Below are 17,891 nucleotides of genomic sequence, written 5' to 3'. Positions count from 1 at the left end.
CGGGCTTTGCCATTCCCGATCATCGCCGCTGGGCGGTGTACGCGTCGATCTCGGCGCTCAACGCCCGCTTGCCGTCGGCGTCCAGGAACGAGGCGGCCACGGCGTTCTTGGCGATCTCGGCCACACCGCGCTCGTCCAGACCCAGCAGCTTGGCGGCGACCTCGTACTCGTGGTTCAGCTCGGTCCCGAACATCGGCGGGTCGTCGCTGTTCACCGTCACCAGCAGGCCGGCGCCGACCATCTGCCGGATCGGGTGCTCGTCCAGATCCTTCACCACGCCGGTGGCGATGTTGGAGGTCGGGCACACCTCGATCGGGATGCGGTGCTCGCCGATGTAGTCGATCAGCTCCGGGTCCTGCACCAGCGACGTGCCGTGCCCGATGCGCTCGGCCTTCAGATGCCGCAGCGCGTCCCAGACCGTCTCCGGCCCGGTGGACTCCCCGGCGTGCGGCACGCTGTGCAGCCCGAGTGCCAGCGCGCGCTCGAAGTACGGCGCGAACTGCGGACGCGGCACGCCGATCTCCGGACCGCCGAGCCCGAATCCCACCAGCGCCTCCGGCTGCCGCGCCTCGATCAGCGCGACCGTGTCCTCGGCCGCCTCCAGGCCGGACTCGCCGGGGATGTCGAAGACCCACTTCAGCGCCAGCCCGAAGTCCCGGTGCGCGGCCACCCGCGCGTCCTCGATCGCCTCCAGGTACGCCTCGCCGTCGATCCCGCGCCGCATGTGGGAGCGCGGCGTGCAGGTCAGCTCGGCGTAGCGGATGTTCTGCGCGGCCATGTCCCGCGCCACGCCGTAGGTCAGGTCCCTGATGTCCTCGGGCGTCCGGATCAGGTCCACGACACTGAGGTACAGCTCGATGAAGTGCCGGAAGTCGGTGAAGGTGAAGTACTCGGCCAGCAGCTCCGGGTCGGCCGGCACGGCGGTCGCGCCCTCGTGGCGGGCCGCGAGGTCGGCGACGACGCGCGGCGAGGCCGATCCGACGTGGTGGACGTGCAATTCGGCCTTGGGCAGGCCCTGGATGAAGTCGCGCATGGCGCGATTCTGCTCTAATGCTCGCTCATCCGCAGAATCGCGTTGTCCCGCCCCGCCCCGGCGACCGACAGCATCACCCCGATCGCGGCGTAGATCACGAAGACCCAGATCGCCGTCGACAGCCCTTGGGAGTGGAAGTAGGCGACGCCGCGCACGGCGTTGGTGCCCTGGAAGTTCGGCAGCCACGGACCGATCACCCGCCAGAACGCCGGGACCATGTTCCGCGGCCACGGCCCGGCGGCGGACGGGTTGCCCAGGATCACGAACAGCCCGATCACAACCCCGGTCCCGATCAGCCCGAGGAACGTCTGAAGGCCGTTGGCGAAGACCGACACGGAGAACACGACGAGCATCCCGATCAGCGCCTGCGTCCACCAGCCGCCGCCGAGGAACCCGAGGATGGTGTGCACGATCAGCGTCCCGCCGATCCCGCCGAGGACGCTGTAGACCGCGAGCATCCCGATGCGCTCCAGCGCCAGCCGCGGCGTCGCGCTGTTCATACCGCCCATCAGACCGACCAGGGTCGAGGCCAGGTAGCCGCCGACGGTCCAGGCGATCACCAGGTAGAACGGGACCAGGCCCTCGTCGTCGCCGCGGTGGGGCGGCAGGACGTCCTTGACCCGAAGCGTGTGCTGCTGCGCCCGCGCGGCCTGGCCGAAGGCGACGGTCAGCGCTTGCGGCGCTGACGGGCCGACGGCCGTCGTCACCAGCAACTGATCGGTGGTGCCCACCGCCGCCGGCAGGTAGGCGCCGAGCACGGTGCGGTGCTTGATCGCGCTCTCCGCGGCATCAGGACTCGCCACCGGCTGCAGCGTGAACAGCGGCCCGGCCTGGTCCGACGTCTTCTGCAGCTGCCGCACCACCTGCAGCGGTGCCACCACGCCGACCGGCATGCGATGCGGACGCTGCGGAGCGTGCAGGGCGCCGATGTAGGAGACGGCGAACGCCAGCTGCATGAGCAGCGCCATGAAGACGAAGAAACCGATGCGTCCCTTGCGCCCGCGCTCAGAGAGGTCGGCGTTGGCGGCTTCGAGGGCGGCACGGTTCATGCCCGGTGGGTACCCGGGGGTCCGACCGGAATGCCAGGATTCTGCCGAACGGGTGGCCGAGGCCACCGGCCGGGGGTGACGGTGGCCGGGCGGGGGTTTTGCGGGCGGTGCTCGGGGCGCGTAGTCGGTGCTGTGCGGGTGGCGCAGCGGAGCGGATGCCGGGCTGATGCGGCGGGGTGCGGTGCCGGTGCTGCGATGAGGCGCGGCGCGATGCGATGCGATGGGCTGCGGTGCAGTGCGGCGCGATGGGCTGCGGTGCGGCGTGGCGCGATGCGGTGCAGTGCGGTGCTGTGTGGCGTGGTGCGATGAGGCGCGGCGCGATGAGGTGCGGCGCGATGAGGTGCGGCGCGATGCGATGCAGTGCGGCGTGGCGCGATGCGATGCGATGCGATGCGATGCAGTGTGGCGTGCGGTGCGGTGTGCCGCGATGCGGCGCAGTGCGGTGTGCTGCAACGCGATGCGGGCCAGCGCCCTACCGCGTTTTCTTCTTCTTCCGCGCCTGCGTCTTCTCCTGCTCGCGCGGCAGTCCGCCGATCATCTTCGGCATCCGGCCGAGGGTGGTGGCGGGTGTCGGCAGCGGGCGTGCCGCGCCGGATCCGCCGTCCGGTGCCACGGCGCCGCCGAGGGGGCGCATGCGCAGGAGTGCCGACTCGGCGGCCCAGCGCTGCTGGTACTTGTCGCCCTCGGCGAGGTTCAGGCGTTCGGCGTGCAGGGCCTCGGCGGCCGCGCCCCATTCGGGGGTGCCGGGCACGATCAGTTCGACCTGGCTCAGGAAGCTGATCAGCCGGCCGCCCTGGTCTTTGCTGCGCATGGCGACCTCGACTACCCGCCCCGGAACCGCCCACAGGGGCAGCGGCTGCTCGGTGCCGCCGGCGACCACGGTCACCGCGCCGTCGTGCCATACGTGCCACACCGCCTGCGGCCCGTTCGGGCGCGTGGCGTCGGCCTTCGCGGACAGGCCTGCCGGACTCAGCCATACCAGTCCGGACTTCTTGGCCGCCTCCTCGATCAGCGCGGCGTCGAAATCGGGCTCGGGCACCCAGGGGGTCGGGTTCGTCCGGCCCTCGGCCGTCGGCTGCGTGGTCTGCTCGGGCATGGCCGTAGCGTCTCACACCGCGTGCTCGCCAAGCCGATACATCTGCCGCGGACCGCTCCACCTTCCCGCATTCTGAGCACCGCTCAGACCCCCTTGCGCCCCCGGCTACGCTGAGTTCCGCCGATAGGAGCACGAACCGCGACAGGGACTTACACGTGACCAGGACCCGCAGGTGACCGCCGACAGCGCCGCCGCCGTACCCGCGGCGGTGCCGCCCGTTCCGCTCCGCGTCTCGGCGGTGCATCGGCCGCCGAAGGCCGATATGGCGGTGCTCGGGGTCGCGGTCACCGCGGTCGGGACCTCCGGGCCGCTCATCGCCGCCGCCGCCGCGCCGGCGATGGCCATCGCCTTCTGGCGTAACGCGATAGCCGCCGCGGTCTTCGCGCCCTACGTCCTCCTGCGCGCGAATCTGCGTGCTGAGCTGCGAGGCCTTGGCCGGCGGACCACCGTCCTGGCCGTCGTCTCCGGTCTCATACTCGGCGCGCACTTCGCGACATGGACGCCGTCCGCCAAGCTCTCCTCCGTCGCCTCCGCGACCGCCTTCGCCGCGACGCAGCCGATCTTCGCGGCGATCGTGGCGCGGGTGCTGGGGCATCACGTACCGCGGCGCGCGTGGATGGGGATCGGTGTGGCGTTCGCCGGGGTGTTCGTGCTGTCGGGGGTGGACTTCCACGCTTCGTTCCGGGCGTTCGAGGGCGATCTGCTGGCGCTGACCGCCGCCGCCTTCGCGGCCGTGTACATGACCATCGGCGGGGAGGTGCGCAAGACCGCGTCGCTGCCGGTCTACGCCTTTCTTTGCTATGGCGCCGCGTCGGTGTTCCTGATCGGCGCCGTCGGTGCCACCGGTTCCGCGCTCGTCGGATTCAGCGGCAACGCGTGGGTGAAGATCGGGGCGCTCACCCTTCTGGCGCAGTTCCTCGGACACACCCTTTTCAACCGGGTCGTGAAGACCACCAGCGCGACGGTCATATCGACATCGATCCTGCTCGAAGTGCCCATGGCGGCGGTGATCGCAGCCATATTCCTGCACCAGATCCCCTCTGTGTGGGCGATTCCGGGGGCGGTGCTGATTCTGGGCGGGCTGCTGCTCGTGGTGACGGCGAACCGGGGGCAGAGCGGGCACTGACCGCTATAGAACGGCCCCGGGAAGTGGCGCGCGTCATGATGACGCCCTAGGTGACCCGCCAGTAACGTGACGGCTATATCAGCGGTCCGTACCCACCCCGGGAGGGAACCCACCCATGTCCGAGTCCGCTCGTCCGCAGCGCCCGCGCCGTTCGTGTCTGGCCGTCCCCGGCTCCAACCCGCGCTTTCTGGAGAAGGCGCAGGGGCTGCCGGCCGACCAGGTCTTCCTGGACCTGGAGGACGCCTGCGCCCCGCTGGCCAAGCCGGAGGCCCGGCACACCATCGTGAAGTTCCTCAATGAGGGGGACTGGACCGGCAAGGCCCGGGTGGTGCGGGTCAACGACTGGACCACCGAGTGGACCTACCGCGACGTGGTCACCGTGGTCGAGGGCGCCGGGCAGAACCTGGACGCGATCATGCTGCCCAAGGTGCAGAACGCGGCCCAGGTCCAGGCGCTGGACCTGCTGCTCACGCAGATCGAGAAGACGATGGGCTTCGAGGTCGGCAAGATCGGCATCGAGGCGCAGATCGAGAACGCCGCCGGGCTGGTGAACGTCGACGAGATCGCCGGCGCGAGCCCGCGGCTGGAGACCATCATCTTCGGCCCGGCCGACTTCATGGCCTCGATCAACATGAGGTCGCTGGTCGTCGGCGCGCTGATCCCGGGCTACCCGGCCGACCCGTACCACTACATCCTCATGCGCATCCTGATGGCGGCGCGCATGCACGACCTGCAGGCGATCGACGGCCCGTTCCTGCAGATCCGCGACGTGGACGCCTTCCGCGAGGTCGCCGTCCGCTCGGCGGCCCTGGGCTTCGACGGCAAGTGGGTCCTGCACCCCGGCCAGGTCGACGCGGCGAACGAGATCTACTCGCCCTCGCAGGAGGACTACGACCACGCCGAGCTGATCCTGGACGCCTACGACTACTGCACGTCCGAGGCCGGCGGGAAGAAGGGCTCGGCGATGCTCGGCGACGAGATGATCGACGAGGCCTCCCGCAAGATGGCCCTGGTCATCGCGGGCAAGGGCCGTGCTGCCGGGATGAGCCGGACCAGCTCCTTCGAAATCCCGGAGGCCTGAGATGGGGCGCCTCGCGCAGACCGACGGCCTGACCGACATCCAGGAGGAGATCCTGGCGACGGTCCGCACCTTCGTGGACAAGGAGATCATCCCGGTCGCCAACGACCTGGAGCACGCCGACGAGTACCCGACGCAGATCGTCGAGGGCATGAAGGAGATGGGCCTGTTCGGGCTCATGATCCCCGAGGAGTACGGCGGCCTCGGCGAGTCGCTGCTCACCTACGCGCTGGTGGTCGAGGAGATCGCGCGCGGCTGGATGTCGGTGTCGGGGATTCTGAACACCCACTTCATCGTGGCGTACATGATCAAGCAGCACGGCACGGACGAGCAGAAGCAGCACTTCCTGCCGCGCATGGCCGAGGGCGAGGTCCGCGCCGCGTTCTCGATGTCGGAGCCGGCGCTCGGGTCGGACGTCGCGGCGATCACGACCAAGGGCGTCCCCGACGGCGATGATTACGTGATCAACGGCCAGAAGATGTGGCTGACCAACGGTGGTTCCTCCACGCTGGTCGCCCTGCTGGCCCGCACCGACCTCGGCGAGGCGGCGGCGCACAAGAACCTCACCACCTTCCTGGTGGAGAAGCCCGCCGGCTTCGGCGAGGTGGCGCCGGGCCTGACCGTCCCGGGCAAGATCGCCAAGATGGGCTACAAGGGCGTCGACACCACCGAGCTGGTGCTGTCCGACTACCGCATCCCGGCGAACCGGATCCTCGGCGGCGCCCCGGGCAAGGGCTTCGCGCACATGATGGACGGCGTCGAGGTCGGCCGGGTCAACGTCGCCGCCCGCGCCTGCGGCATCGCGGTCCGCGCCTTCGAGCTCGGCGCCGCCTACGCCCAGCAGCGCACCACCTTCGGCAAGCCGATCGCGCAGCACCAGGCCATCCAGTTCAAGCTGGCCGAGATGGGCGTCAAGGTCGAGGCGGCGCACGCGATGATGGTGCGCGCCGCGAAGGTCAAGGACGCCGGCCGGCGCAACGACCTGGAAGCCGGGATGGCCAAGTACCTGGCCGCCGAGTACTGCAAGGAGGTCGTCGAGGACTCCTTCCGCATCCACGGCGGCTACGGGTACTCCAAGGAGTACGAGATCGAGCGCCTGTACCGCGAGGCGCCGATGTTGCTCATCGGCGAGGGGACCGCCGAGATCCAGAAGATGATCATCGGCCGGCGGCTGCTCGAGGACTACAAGGCGAAGTAGGGCTCTGTCTCGTTCTGCTTCGCTCTGGTTCGCCCTGGTTCGCTCTGCTTCGACTTCTGTTCCGTTTGCGCGGCGCCCGGCTTCCCACTGGCGAGGGCCGGGCGCTTCGGTGTTCCGGTGTTTCAGCGGGTATGCGTGGGATCATGGCTGGGAGGAGGCGCGGTGAGGTTCGTCGATGATCGCGGCACGCTGTTGCACGTCGTCCGGGACGGCGAGCACGGGCCCGCGGTGCTGTTCGTCCAGGGACTGGCCGGCGCCTGGTTCGAGTGGAACCCGGTGGTGCCGCTGCTGGCCGGGGACCACCGGCTGGTGCGCTTCGACCGTCCCGGCCTGGGGTGGTCGCAGCAGGAGTTCGGGGACGACGGACGGCCGCTGCCGCAGACCTTGGCCGGCGAGGCCGAGCGGCTGGGGCGGGTGCTGGACGCGGTGGGTGTCGCACCCGAGGAGAAGGTCTTCGTCGTCGCGCACTCCTACGGCGCCTTCCACGCCGAGGCCTTCGCGCGCCTGCATCCGGAGCGGATCGCCGGGGTGGTCTTCGTCGACGGCAGCGCCGAGCCGGACATCACGCCGGCGCCCGGCGGGCCCGGACGCGTGCTCGGGCAGGCGTTCGTTCGGGGGACCAAGGCGCTCGGGCTGAACCAGGTGCTGGGACCGGCGGTGCGGCGGCTGGTCTATCAGGCCGCGAGCACGACGCACCGGGATCCGGACCGGGAACTGGGGCGCGCGGTCTACCGGTCCAGCCGGGTCGCGGCGGCAGTGGTGAACGAGCTGTGGTCCTACCGGCCGAGCGCGGTGGAGTTGCTTGAGCTGCGCTGCGAGCGGCCGTTCCCGGAGGTTCTGGTACAGGTGCTGGTGGGGGCGGCGGGTGCGGCGCAGGACGCGCACGCGCGGCGGTGGGTCGAACGTCAGCGCGAATTCGCGGGCTTGTTTCCCGGTGCCGAAGTCGTAGAGTTACCCGATGCCAAACACCTGATCGCCGCCGACCGGCCGGACGCGGTCGCCACCGCCGTGCGCTCGCTGGGTTTTTGAGTGGTCGCTCCCGCTGCGGGGCCGGGTTACGGCAGGATGGTGCCTTGAGGCGGTTGAAGAGCGCGAACGTATAGGGCGGGAAGTAAACAGTGGCGACTTACTACGTCATAGCGAGGATGGACGGAACACGATTCGTAGGGCCGGACCACCACAAAGTGGACCTCTACGACGCCCTCGAGCGGGGCGTGACGACGTTCATCCCCTCGACGTGGCAGGACCACGACCCGCTGTCGGTGGACGACGACGAGGCCTCGCCGAAGACCGAGGTCCCGGTGGGGCTCCTGGTCTACCCGGACCCGGCGCAGGCGGGCCTGGGCATCGCCGACGACATGACCCTCTCCCTCGGCATCGACGGCGGCTTCCGGCTGTTCCAGCTCCAGGCCGTCCCCGCGCCGGAGCACTACACACCCTCCAGCGCCATCGGCGCCAAGGCCATCGTCACCCGCGAGTTCCTGGTGGTCGCCGAGGTCCCCGGCTGGTGGGCCTACGGCCCGAACGGCCGCCACGTCAACGGCCTGATCACCGCGGTCTCCAACCTGGAGCGCCAGCAGGTCGACCAGATAGGGGTGGGCATGGAGCGCCCCGACGTGATCTTCGAGGTGGACCGCCGCGAAGTCCTCGACGCCGCCGACCTGGAACTCCTCCGCCACGACCGCGTGGGCGCCGCCCGCGTGGCCCGAGGCTACGCCCGAGCCGCGACCTACCGGGCCTGGGACCGCGACGCGGGCCTGTCCCGAGCCGCCTCCCTGATCGGCGACCTGGCCCACGCCACAGTGGTCGGCGACGTCCTCAACGAGGAGCAACTGGCCCTGCTCCTGAAGAAGCTGACGCCGCACATCTCCGAGGTCCTGCCCGCCGGCGAGCCCGAGGCCTACGGGGCGACCGCGGAGGACGACGGCGATGACGATGAGACGGACGAGATCGAGGACTGAGACGGGGCGGGGGCGCGCCCAGGGCCGGGTCGGCTGGCTGGGCGCGCTCGCGGTCGAAGCTGACGCTGAAGCCGAGCGCGGTGGAAGCAGGACTGGCTGAGCGCGCTCGCAGCTGAAGCCGAGCACGGCGCAGGCTGGGCAAGCCGCGGGTCTAAGCGCGATGCAGGCAGGGCTGGCTGGGCGCGCTCGCGGCTGAAGCTGAGCATGGTGCAGGCTGGGCTGGCTGCGGATCTAAGTGGAGGTTAGGCGCGGTACAGGCAGGGCTGGCTGAGCGCGCTCGCAGCTGAAGCCGAGCAGAGTGCTGGCGAGGGCTGGTCGGGTTCGCCCGCGGCGCTGAGTGCGGCTCAGTTCGGCGGGTTGGGCCAGTCGCCGGGCTCCTTCGGCGGTTCGGTGGGCTGCACATCGGCGGTCTGGGTTTCAGCTGTCTGAGTCTCGGCGGTCTGCGGATGAGCGGCCGGTATCGGATTCTGGACCGGCACATCCTGCATCGGCATCGCCACCGGCATGCCGAAAGCATCGGATCCTGTCGGCATCGGCGGCTGCCCGGGCATCGGCATCGCAACCGGCATCCCGAAAGCAGGCGGCCCCGCCGGCATCGGCGGCTGCCCCGGGCCCGGCATCGGCATCGGCACGGGCATGCCCATCGGATACCCGGGCATCGGCGCCCCGTACCCGTACGGCATCCCGTACGCCCACGGCTGCCCCGGCGCGTACCAGCCGGCCTCGCGGATGCGGGCTCGCTGGGCCCTGGTGATGGTCTGCACGTAGGTGATCGCCAGCAGGGCTGCCGCGACTCCCACCGAGAGGGCGATGATGCCCGCCTCGGAGGCTGAGCGGACGTCGTGCAGGTGCTCCAGGGGGTCCGCGGCGTTGCGGGCTCGGCCGTTCTGGACGCTGACGACCACGCACATGATCCAGAAGGCCACGTAGGAGCTCCACCACCAGCCGGTGATCATGCCGCCGGTGGCGCGGGTGTTGTCGCGGCCGGCCATGGTGCCGCGGTGGATGTCGCGGGCGACGATGCCGGGCATGACCAGGCCGGCCAGCGGGATGAACCAGCCGCCGATCGCCCAGCCGGTGGGCAGGGAGCCGCGGTTCGGGGCGTAGACCTCGGCGTTGTTGCGGGCGGCCCAGAACCAGCAGATGAAGACCACGGCGGTGGCCACGGTGAGGATGATGAACCAGCCTGTGGCGCTGCCGGCGGCCTGGTCGGCGGTGTTCATGCGGTCCGGGTCGACCGAGGCCGGGTCGCCCAGGAAGTCGCCGATCAGGGTGTTGCGCCAGGCCAGGAGGCCGGCGGCGAGCACGGCCAGCGCGGCGTCCAGGGCCAGCAGCACCGTCACGGCGGTGCCCAGGCTCTGCACGGAGGTCCTGATGCGGGGCACGTTGGCGCCGTAGGGCGCGGGGTATCCGTACGGGGATATAGGGCTGCCGGTCACGCCGGGCATCACATCAGCGTTGACGCGCGGCGTCAAGAACGTGGCGGACCTCACCGCCCGGCGTACTACTGGCGAGTAGCCCTCTGCGCGAAGATGACCGCAGACAGGCACGGCGTGCGCGCCGACCGCCGAGGCGGCGGCGACCAGGTGAGAAGGGACCCACCCATGCAGTTCGGCCGGTATTTCGAGGAGTTCGAGGTCGGCGCGGTGTACAAGCACTGGCCCGGCAAGACGGTCACCGAGTACGACGACCACCTGTTCTGCCTGATCACCATGAACCACCACCCGCTCCACCTGGACGCGAACTACGCCGAGGAGACCACCGACTTCAAGCGGAACGTGGTCGTCGGCAACTACATCTACTCCCTGCTGCTCGGCATGTCGGTGGCGGACGTGTCCGGCAAGGCGATCGCGAACCTGGAAGTGGAGTCCCTGCGGCACATCGCGCCGACCTTCCACGGCGACACCATCTATGGCGAGACCGAGGTCCTGGACAAGACCGAGTCCAAGTCCAAGGACGACCGCGGCATCGTGTACGTCCAGACGAAGGGCTACAAGCAGGACGGCACCGTGGTCTGCGTCTTCCGCCGCAAGGTGATGGTCCCCAAGCGCTCGTACGGCGACGCCCGCGGCGGCGAGCAGCCCGGCCGTCCGACCCCGTCGGCGTAGCCGATCGCCCTCGCGGGATTGGAGCGCGGGAGGGCGCGGGAGAACACAGACAGGGGCGCGCACCCGAAACCGCGCCCCGTCACCGGCCCGACCCGCCCGCCATCCGGGTGACGGGGCTTGACGGACCGGCGCCGACGAGAGGACCGTCAATCTCTATGAAGGTCGAGCCCAGCTGCCCACGCTGTGGGAGCCGGGTGCGCGCGCCCGGCGAGCTGTCCCCGGCCTGGCAGTGCGACCTCCACGGAACGGTCCACCCGCTCCAGCCGGTGCAGCCGCCCACGGTGAAGGAGCTGGCCGAGACGGCCGCCAACAGCCAGGTCCCGGTGTGGATGCCCTGGCCGCTGCCGACCGGCTGGGAGTTCACCGGCATCGCCTACGCCGGCGACGAGGCCGGTGCCCGCGCGACCGCCGTGGCCTGTGCCGGCCCGAACCCGTTCGGCGGCGTCGGGGAACTCTTGCTGATCGCCGAGGAGATGGGTGTCGGCCTCGGCGCCTGTTTCGCAGGGCTCGAGGGCTTCGACCCCGGCGAGATCTTCGAGGAGAACGCCGCGCACGCCAAGCTCTACGCCGCCGGCCGCTCCACCTCCATGTGGTGCGTCCCGGACACCGGTGACCGCGCGGTGTTCCTCGGCGAGGCCGGCGGCCTGTGGCTGTGGGCCATCCTGTGGCCGCACGACGCGGCCCACCTGATGTACGACGACCTGGTGCTCACCGATCTGCGGGACGCCGGCGGCGAGATCGACCGGATCCCGGTCGGCGGGCTGTCCCTGCGCCTGATGGAGATGTAGCGAGCTGTTCGCGGGTCCCCGGCGGAAATGAGCGCGACGGTGTGAAACTCGTGTGACCGTCGCCCGCCAGGCGGCCCGGCGCCCGCGAGGGGTAAGCCAGAATGACGACGTGACCCACACCGTGCGCGACATCATCCTTCTCGGCTCGACCGGTTCCATCGGCACCCAGACCCTGGACCTGGTCGCCCGCAATCCCGACCGCTTCCGCATCGTCGGGTTGGCCGCCGGCGGCGGGAATCCGGAGCTCCTCGCCGAGCAGGCGCTGGCCACCGGCGCGCGCACCGTGGCCGTCGCCAAGGGCAGTGCCGCGCAGGACCTGAACCTCGCCTTCTACGCCTCGGCCAAGAAACGCGGCTACTCCGCCGGCGAGTTCCAGATCCCTGAGATCCTCGCCGGGCCCGACGCCGCCACCGAACTCGCCGCCCGCGCGTGCGACATCGTCCTGAACGCCATCGACGGCGCCGCCGGTCTGAAGGCCACGCTGGCCGCCCTGGACGCCGGCCGGACCCTCGCGCTGGCGAACAAGGAGTCGCTGATCATCGGCGGCGACCTGGTCGCCCGCCGCGCCAAGCCCGGGCAGATCGTCCCGGTCGACTCCGAACACTCCGCGCTGGCGCAGGCGCTGCGCGGCGGTCGCGCGGAGGAAGTTGAGAAGCTCATCGTCACGGCCTCCGGCGGTCCGTTCCGCGGCCGGACCCGCGCGGAGATGGCGGACGTGTCGCCCGAACAGGCGATGAAGCACCCGACCTGGACCATGGGACCGCTGGTCACCTGCAATTCCTCGACCCTGGTGAACAAGGGCCTGGAGGTGATCGAGGCGCATCTGTTGTTCGACGTCCCCTTCGAGCGCATCGAGGTCGTGGTGCACCCGCAGTCCATCGTGCACTCCATGGTGCAGTTCGTGGACGGCTCGACCCTGGCCCAGGCCAGTCCGCCGGACATGCGGCTGCCGATCGCCCTGGCGCTCGGCTGGCCCGACCGGATCCCCGGCGCCGCCCCGGCCATAGACTGGACCAAGGCCTCCACCTGGGAGTTCTTCCCGCTGGACGACGAGGCGTTCCCCTCGGTCCGGCTGGCCAAGCAGGTCGGCGCAACCGGTGGGACCGCCCCGGCGGTCTTCAACGGTGCCAACGAGGAGTGTGTGGCGGCGTTCCTCGCCGGCCGCCTCCGCTTCCCGGCGATCGTCGATACCATCGAACGGGTGGTCGCCGAACACGCCGGTTCAGCGCGCTCTCAGGGTGGGGACCTTACCCTGGAGGCCGTTCTGGAGGCGGATTCCTGGGCGCGTACGCGCGCGCGGGAACTCACAACCGGCGGACAGACATTGAGCTGACAGAGACAGTTGTCGCTGACTAGGTATCGATCGGTGGCGGGGTCGGCCCCGCGCCAGCGCCGACGACGATAGGTGGATAAGTGGGCCCGCTAGGCATCATCCTGTTCGTCATCGCGCTCGTGGCGTCGATCATGCTGCACGAGGCCGGGCACATGGTGTCCGCCCGCAAGGCCGGCGGCAAGGTCACCGAGTACTTCGTCGGGTTCGGGCCGCGGATCTGGTCCTTCCGCCGGGGCGAGACCGAGTACGGCGTGAAGGCCATCCCGGCCGGCGGCTACGTGAAGATCGTCGGGATGACGGACCTGGAGCCGATCGAGCCCGAGGACGAGCCGCGGGCGTTCTACCACAAGCCGCTGGGCTGGCGGCTGCTGACGCTGTCGGCGGGTTCGCTGGTGCACTTCATGATCGCCCTGCTCCTGCTGCTGCTGGTCCCGCTGACCTGGGGTGTGCGGTCGCAGGACCTGTCCGGGACGGTCGGGAACGTCACCCAGTGCCTGAAGACCACCGCCGGCGCGTGCGCCCCCGGGGACGCCCCGAGCCCGGCCAGGGCGGCGCAGCTGCGGAACGGCGACAAGATCATCACGGTGAACGGCACGCACGTCACCAGCTGGCAGGACGGCCCGGACTCGGTGACGTCGCTGCTGCACAAGGGCCAGCCGGCGCTCGGCGCCGACAACAAGCCGGTCAGCGCCCCGGTGCCGGTGGAGGTCACCTATGTGCGCGACGGCCAGCAGCACACGACGACGATCACGCCGTCGGTGGGCAACATCTCCGCCGACCCGAGCAAGGTGCAGCTCGGTCTGATGATCGGCATCCAGGCGCCGCAGCTGGTCTGGACGCACCCCGGGTTCGCGAACGAGGTCGGCAACGGCTTCACCACCTTCGGCAGCTTCGCCAAGGGCTCGGTCACCGGCCTGATCGACATCCCGGCCTCGATCCCGAAGCTGTTCCAGGCGACCACCAGCGACAAGCCGCGTTCGGCGGACGCCCCGGTGGGCGTGGTCGGCATGGCGAGCCTGACCGGCGGCGTGATCCAGAACAGCGGCTACGGCGGCTTCCTGTACTACATCGCCAGCATCAACATGTTCATCGGCATCTTCAACCTGCTGCCGCTGCTGCCCCTGGACGGCGGGCACATCGCGATCGCGCTGTACGAGGCCGGGCGCCGCAAGATCGCCAAGGCCTTCGGCCGTCCGGACCCGGGCCGCGTGGACCTGAACAAGCTGATGCCGGCGGCGTTCACCTTCCTGGTCCTGTTCGTCGGCCTGTCGCTGCTGCTGATGGCCGCGGACATCACCAACCCGCTGAAGTTCCCGAGCTGACCGGGTCCGGCTCCGCCCTGATCGGGGATTGACCCGCCGACGTCTGCGCGGTAGCTGTGACCTGCGCCACCCTGGCGCCGGTGAAGGCCGAGTGAAAATCTCGCGGGCGGTGCGGACACCCCCGCGCGGTGCCGTAGCGTTGAGGTGAGCAGAAAACCATTCACGGAACGGTGAGACCTTGACCGCCATCGCGCTGGGCATGCCCGCACTCCCGACCAAGCCGCTTGCCGTCCGCCGCAAGTCCCGCCAGATCATGGTGGGGAACGTCCCGGTGGGCGGGGACGCGCCGGTCTCGGTGCAGTCGATGACCACGACCCTCACCGCCGACGTGAACGCCACGCTCCAGCAGATCGCGCAGCTCACCGCCGCCGGCTGCCAGATCGTGCGGGTCGCGGTGCCCTCCCAGGACGACGCCGACGCGCTGCCCCAGATCGCGCGCAAGTCGCAGATCCCGGTCATCGCCGACATCCACTTCCAGCCCAAGTACGTCTTCGCCGCGATCGACGCCGGCTGCGCCGCGGTGCGGGTGAACCCGGGCAACATCAAGGCCTTCGACGACAAGGTCGGCGAGATCGCCAAGGCGGCCAAGGCCGCCGGCGTCCCGATCCGGATCGGCGTGAACGCCGGCTCCCTGGACAAGCGGCTGTACGAGAAGTACGGCAAGGCCACCGCCGAGGCGCTGGTGGAATCCGCGCTGTGGGAGTGCTCGCTGTTCGAGGAGCACGACTTCCGCGACATCAAGATCTCGGTCAAGCACAACGACCCGGTCGTGATGATCAACGCCTACCGGCTGCTGGCCGAGGCCTGCGACTACCCGCTGCACCTCGGCGTCACCGAGGCCGGCCCGGCGTTCCAGGGCACGATCAAGTCCGCCGTCGCCTTCGGCGCGCTGCTGTCCGAGGGCATCGGCGACACCATCCGCGTCTCGCTGTCCGCCCCGCCGGTGGAAGAGGTGAAGGTCGGCGCGCAGATCCTGGAGTCCCTCGGCCTGCGCAAGCGCGGCCTGGAGATCGTCTCCTGTCCCTCCTGCGGCCGGGCGCAGGTCGACGTCTACAAGCTCGCCGACCAGGTCAGCGCCGCGCTCGACGGGCTGAAGGTACCCCTGCGGGTGGCCGTCATGGGCTGCGTCGTGAACGGTCCGGGCGAGGCGCGCGAGGCGGACCTCGGGGTGGCCTCCGGCAACGGCAAGGGCCAGATCTTCGTGCGCGGCGAGGTCATCAAGACCGTGCCGGAGGCGCAGATCGTGGAGACCTTGATCGAGGAGGCGTTCAAGCTCGCCTCGGAGATGGGTCTGGAGATCGACGCCGAGACCGGTGAGATCGTGGAGTCTGTGAACGCCGCGCTTTAGCGCCCGGCTTCCAGTACCGTCCTATATGGGGTCCTGGAGAACTGCTCCAGAGCGTTCTTCCGAACCTCTGTAGAGCGTTTTCCGGTCACGGCTGCGCACCGAATAGCCGCTTGGTCGGTGCGCGGCCGTTTCCGCGACGTACAGTGAACTGGTGATCGTGCGATGAGCGTGTTGTCCAGGGTCCGCGGGACCAACACCAGGCTGCTGGGTGTGGCCGACCTGGCCGACGTCCGCGCGCTGCTGGCGCGCGATCCGGTCGCCAACGTCTTCGTCGCCTCCCGGGTCGAGGCCTCCGGTCTGGACGCGTGGCGCCTCGGCGGCGAGGTCTGGGGCCACATCGTCAACGGCAAGCTCGACGCGCTGTGCTACTCCGGGGCGAACCTGGTCCCGGTCGAGGCGAGTCCCGAGGCCGTGCGGGCGTTCGCCGAGCGCGCCCGCCGCCAGGGCCGCCGCTGCTCCTCGATCGTCGGGCCCGCCGAGGCCGCGATGGCGTTGTGGGAACAGGTGCGTCCGACCTGGGGTCCGGCGCGCGAGGTGCGCGCCAGCCAGCCGCTGATGGAGATCCGCGGCTCCTCCCCGGCTGTGGAGCCGGACTTCCGCGTCAAGCCGGTGACCCCGAGCCAGATAGACACGCTCCTGCCGGCCTGTATAGCGATGTTCACCGAGGAGGTCGGGGTCTCGCCGGTCGGCGACGACAACGGCAACTCCTACCGCGCGCGCGTCTCCGAACTCGTGCACGCCGGCCGGGCCTTCGCCTGGATCGAGGACGGGCACGTGGTGTTCAAGGCCGAGATCGGCGCGGTGACCGAGCGCGCGTGCCAGATCCAGGGGGTGTGGACGCACCCGGCGCTGCGCGGCAAGGGGATCGCCGCCGCCGGGATGGCCGCCGTCGTGGAGTACGCGCTGCGCGATTTCGCGTCGGTGGTGAGCCTGTACGTGAACGACTACAACGCTCCCGCGCGCGCCGTCTACCGCAAAGTCGGGTTCGAGGAGGTCGGCGCTTTCGCGTCGATCCTGTTCTGACATTGTTCTGAGTTGTTCCACCCGCTACCGGTTTGGGAATCCTCTGATGGGCGATTCCTCACACCGAAGGGGGTGGTCATGCCCAAGGACATCCCTCAAGAGTTCCCCAGTCCGGAGAACGGCTTCGCTCCGGCGCGCCGTGAGGCGGACCGGGAAGGCGAGCGCGACCGCGACCGGGAGCGCGATCCCGCCGACACCCCGCGCGGGCGGCACGGCTGGCTGACCCGGCTGCGCAAGGGGCGGATGAGCGGCGTGGTCGCGTGGAGTTCGTCGGTGGTGCTGGCGACCGTGGCGATCGCGATCACGATGGCCTGGGTGCATCCGGACAAGGGACAGTGGAAGGAATTCTTCCGCGGGGTCACCGGCGATGTGGCCGGGGCGCTGCTGGTGGCGTTCTTCTTGTCCCCGGTGTTCCTGGCGATCCGCGCTTTCGCCAACGAGAAGTTCGGCAACATCGCCGAATACGCGCCGATGGCCGGCTACGAACGCTTCCCCTATCTGAAGTTCATAGAGCGGCTGGAACGCTGCGACGACCTGGTGCGGATCATGGACACCTCCAGCAACGTCCTGGACGTCACCACCGCCGAGGCCGACGAGGCGGAGGAGCGGCGGCGCTGCGTCGCCGCGCTGCGGAACGTGCTGGCCGCGGACAACGAGGTGCGGGTCGAGATCCTGCTGCTGGATCCGACCTCTGACGCGGCGCGCCAGCGCAGCACGGACCTGCGGGGGGAGGGGATCGACGTCTCCGTCGGGGTCGAACGGAATCTGGCACTGCTGAACCGGATCCGGAACGACCTGCCGGAAGGAGCGCGGAGCAAGCTGTTGGTGAAGCTCTACAACGCGACCCCGGCCTGCGCCTACTACAGGGTGGACGACAGGGCGTCCATCGCCTTCTACTCGCTGCGGACCGCCTCGGAGCAGGGCGCTCATGTGGACGTGGCGCTGAAGGAGAAGCTGGGCAAGATCGTGAACGACCACTTCCGGGACATCCGGGAGGACACCGACACGGTCGAGATGGTCGAGTACCTCTACGGGACTCTCTCCGTCGGGCGGCGCACCGAACACGTCGCCTGGGTCGAGTACGACGGAGTGGTGTTCCTCGGGCTGGCCACGCCCCGGGAGAACCCGGTCGCGTGGACCGTCGCGCCGCGGGTCGGCGGCGGCGAGGTGCTGCAGTTGGCGGCGTACAAGCACGAGCCCGCGGAGTTCCGCGCCATGCGGTTGATCCCGTGGGTGGAGTGCGGGCCGATCGGATCGCGCATGGAGGAGAAGTACGGGGTCGGCTTCCAGGTGCTGTTCGAGGTGGCGCCGGTCGGCGCGATGCCGCCGGGCTTCCTTCCCAGCCAGGTGGCGCAGAACGGCGACCGGCCGACCGGGACGGAGGCCGGATCGCGGTTGCCGGTCGCTGAGGTCTGAGGTGGTGGACCG

General features: G+C 70.1%; 16 protein-coding genes. 12 read left to right on the top strand and 4 right to left on the bottom strand.

The genetic code is table 11. The annotated features are described in order from the left end of the window. Window positions 1-19: 19 nt before the first annotated feature. The 3 genes from CACI_RS38415 to CACI_RS38405 all read right to left on the bottom strand — a co-directional run bounded on the left by CACI_RS38415 (window position 20) and on the right by CACI_RS38405 (window position 3,178). Window positions 20-1,033, bottom strand: coding sequence for an adenosine deaminase (locus CACI_RS38415; RefSeq protein ID WP_015796322.1), 1,014 nt, complete (start codon window positions 1,031-1,033; stop codon window positions 20-22). 14 nt (window positions 1,034-1,047) lie between these two features. After that, a complete protein-coding gene (locus CACI_RS38410) occupies window positions 1,048-2,082 on the bottom strand; it encodes an integral membrane protein (protein ID WP_015796321.1) in 1,035 nt (344 codons plus the stop codon). 472 nt (window positions 2,083-2,554) lie between these two features. After that, window positions 2,555-3,178, bottom strand: coding sequence for a hypothetical protein (locus CACI_RS38405; protein WP_015796320.1), 624 nt, complete (start codon window positions 3,176-3,178; stop codon window positions 2,555-2,557). A gap of 172 nt (window positions 3,179-3,350) precedes the next feature. On the opposite strand from CACI_RS38405, the gene CACI_RS38400 reads away from it, so the two are divergent. The 5 genes from CACI_RS38400 (at window position 3,351) to CACI_RS38380 (ending at window position 8,541) form a co-directional block, all read left to right on the top strand. After that, window positions 3,351-4,304 (top strand): DMT family transporter, encoded by a 954-nt coding sequence (locus tag CACI_RS38400; protein ID WP_015796319.1) that lies wholly within the window; start codon window positions 3,351-3,353, stop codon window positions 4,302-4,304. 115 nt (window positions 4,305-4,419) lie between these two features. Further along, window positions 4,420-5,385: an HpcH/HpaI aldolase/citrate lyase family protein gene (locus tag CACI_RS38395; RefSeq protein ID WP_015796318.1), complete on the top strand. Its 966-nt coding sequence runs from the start codon at window positions 4,420-4,422 to the stop codon at window positions 5,383-5,385. A 1-nt stretch (window position 5,386) separates the two neighbouring features. Continuing rightward, a complete protein-coding gene (locus CACI_RS38390; protein ID WP_015796317.1) occupies window positions 5,387-6,580 on the top strand; it encodes an acyl-CoA dehydrogenase family protein in 1,194 nt (397 codons plus the stop codon). A 162-nt stretch (window positions 6,581-6,742) separates the two neighbouring features. Continuing rightward, window positions 6,743-7,609 carry an alpha/beta fold hydrolase gene (locus tag CACI_RS38385; protein WP_015796316.1) on the top strand — a complete coding sequence of 289 codons (867 nt, stop codon included), beginning with the start codon at window positions 6,743-6,745 and terminating at the stop codon, window positions 7,607-7,609. Window positions 7,610-7,725: 116 nt separating this feature from the next. Further along, on the top strand, window positions 7,726-8,541 hold the full coding sequence (locus tag CACI_RS38380; RefSeq protein ID WP_143765559.1) for a hypothetical protein: 816 nt from the start codon (window positions 7,726-7,728) through the stop codon (window positions 8,539-8,541). Between the two features lie 344 nt (window positions 8,542-8,885). Here CACI_RS38380 and CACI_RS46685 read toward each other — a convergent pair whose 3' ends face one another. Next, window positions 8,886-9,989, bottom strand: coding sequence for a DUF4328 domain-containing protein (locus CACI_RS46685; RefSeq protein ID WP_015796314.1), 1,104 nt, complete (start codon window positions 9,987-9,989; stop codon window positions 8,886-8,888). Window positions 9,990-10,145: 156 nt separating this feature from the next. On the opposite strand from CACI_RS46685, the gene CACI_RS38370 reads away from it, so the two are divergent. From CACI_RS38370 to CACI_RS38340, 7 genes are all read left to right on the top strand, one after another. Further along, complete coding sequence (locus tag CACI_RS38370; RefSeq protein WP_015796313.1) at window positions 10,146-10,649, top strand: MaoC family dehydratase; 504 nt, start codon at window positions 10,146-10,148, stop codon at window positions 10,647-10,649. A gap of 155 nt (window positions 10,650-10,804) precedes the next feature. Continuing rightward, entirely contained in the window at window positions 10,805-11,437 is a 633-nt protein-coding gene (locus CACI_RS38365) for a DUF6758 family protein (RefSeq protein WP_015796312.1), read from the top strand. Between the two features lie 109 nt (window positions 11,438-11,546). Beyond that, a complete protein-coding gene (gene dxr, locus CACI_RS38360) occupies window positions 11,547-12,770 on the top strand; it encodes a 1-deoxy-D-xylulose-5-phosphate reductoisomerase (protein WP_015796311.1) in 1,224 nt (407 codons plus the stop codon). A gap of 80 nt (window positions 12,771-12,850) precedes the next feature. Beyond that, a complete protein-coding gene (locus CACI_RS38355; RefSeq protein ID WP_015796310.1) occupies window positions 12,851-14,092 on the top strand; it encodes a M50 family metallopeptidase in 1,242 nt (413 codons plus the stop codon). 178 nt (window positions 14,093-14,270) lie between these two features. Beyond that, entirely contained in the window at window positions 14,271-15,440 is a 1,170-nt protein-coding gene (gene ispG, locus CACI_RS38350) for a flavodoxin-dependent (E)-4-hydroxy-3-methylbut-2-enyl-diphosphate synthase (protein ID WP_015796309.1), read from the top strand. Between the two features lie 162 nt (window positions 15,441-15,602). Next, a complete protein-coding gene (locus CACI_RS38345; RefSeq protein ID WP_015796308.1) occupies window positions 15,603-16,463 on the top strand; it encodes a GNAT family N-acetyltransferase in 861 nt (286 codons plus the stop codon). Window positions 16,464-16,541: 78 nt separating this feature from the next. Next, window positions 16,542-17,879 (top strand): DUF5919 domain-containing protein, encoded by a 1,338-nt coding sequence (locus tag CACI_RS38340; protein WP_015796307.1) that lies wholly within the window; start codon window positions 16,542-16,544, stop codon window positions 17,877-17,879. Window positions 17,880-17,891: the final 12 nt, after the last annotated feature.

Origin of the sequence: Catenulispora acidiphila DSM 44928 (assembly GCF_000024025.1) — a bacterium.
In the GTDB taxonomy this organism is placed as follows: Bacteria; Actinomycetota; Actinomycetes; order Streptomycetales; family Catenulisporaceae; genus Catenulispora; species Catenulispora acidiphila.
Note: the sequence above shows the minus strand (reverse complement) of the source record. Positions and strands in the feature narration are given on the sequence as shown.

Bases quoted from the DNA above. Each gene is read 5' to 3' on its own strand.
- CACI_RS38415 (WP_015796322.1), bottom strand. From the start codon at position 1,033: ATGCGCGACTTCATCCAGGGCCTGCCCAAGGCCGAATTGCACGTCCAC.
- CACI_RS38410 (WP_015796321.1), bottom strand. From the start codon at position 2,082: ATGAACCGTGCCGCCCTCGAAGCCGCCAACGCCGACCTCTCTGAGCGC.
- CACI_RS38405 (WP_015796320.1), bottom strand. From the start codon at position 3,178: ATGCCCGAGCAGACCACGCAGCCGACGGCCGAGGGCCGGACGAACCCG.
- CACI_RS38395 (WP_015796318.1), top strand. From the start codon at position 4,420: ATGTCCGAGTCCGCTCGTCCGCAGCGCCCGCGCCGTTCGTGTCTGGCC.
- CACI_RS38390 (WP_015796317.1), top strand. From the start codon at position 5,387: ATGGGGCGCCTCGCGCAGACCGACGGCCTGACCGACATCCAGGAGGAG.
- CACI_RS38380 (WP_143765559.1), top strand. From the start codon at position 7,726: ATGGACGGAACACGATTCGTAGGGCCGGACCACCACAAAGTGGACCTC.
- CACI_RS46685 (WP_015796314.1), bottom strand. From the start codon at position 9,989: ATGCCCGGCGTGACCGGCAGCCCTATATCCCCGTACGGATACCCCGCG.
- CACI_RS38370 (WP_015796313.1), top strand. From the start codon at position 10,146: ATGCAGTTCGGCCGGTATTTCGAGGAGTTCGAGGTCGGCGCGGTGTAC.
- CACI_RS38365 (WP_015796312.1), top strand. From the start codon at position 10,805: ATGAAGGTCGAGCCCAGCTGCCCACGCTGTGGGAGCCGGGTGCGCGCG.
- CACI_RS38345 (WP_015796308.1), top strand. From the start codon at position 15,603: ATGAGCGTGTTGTCCAGGGTCCGCGGGACCAACACCAGGCTGCTGGGT.
- CACI_RS38340 (WP_015796307.1), top strand. From the start codon at position 16,542: ATGCCCAAGGACATCCCTCAAGAGTTCCCCAGTCCGGAGAACGGCTTC.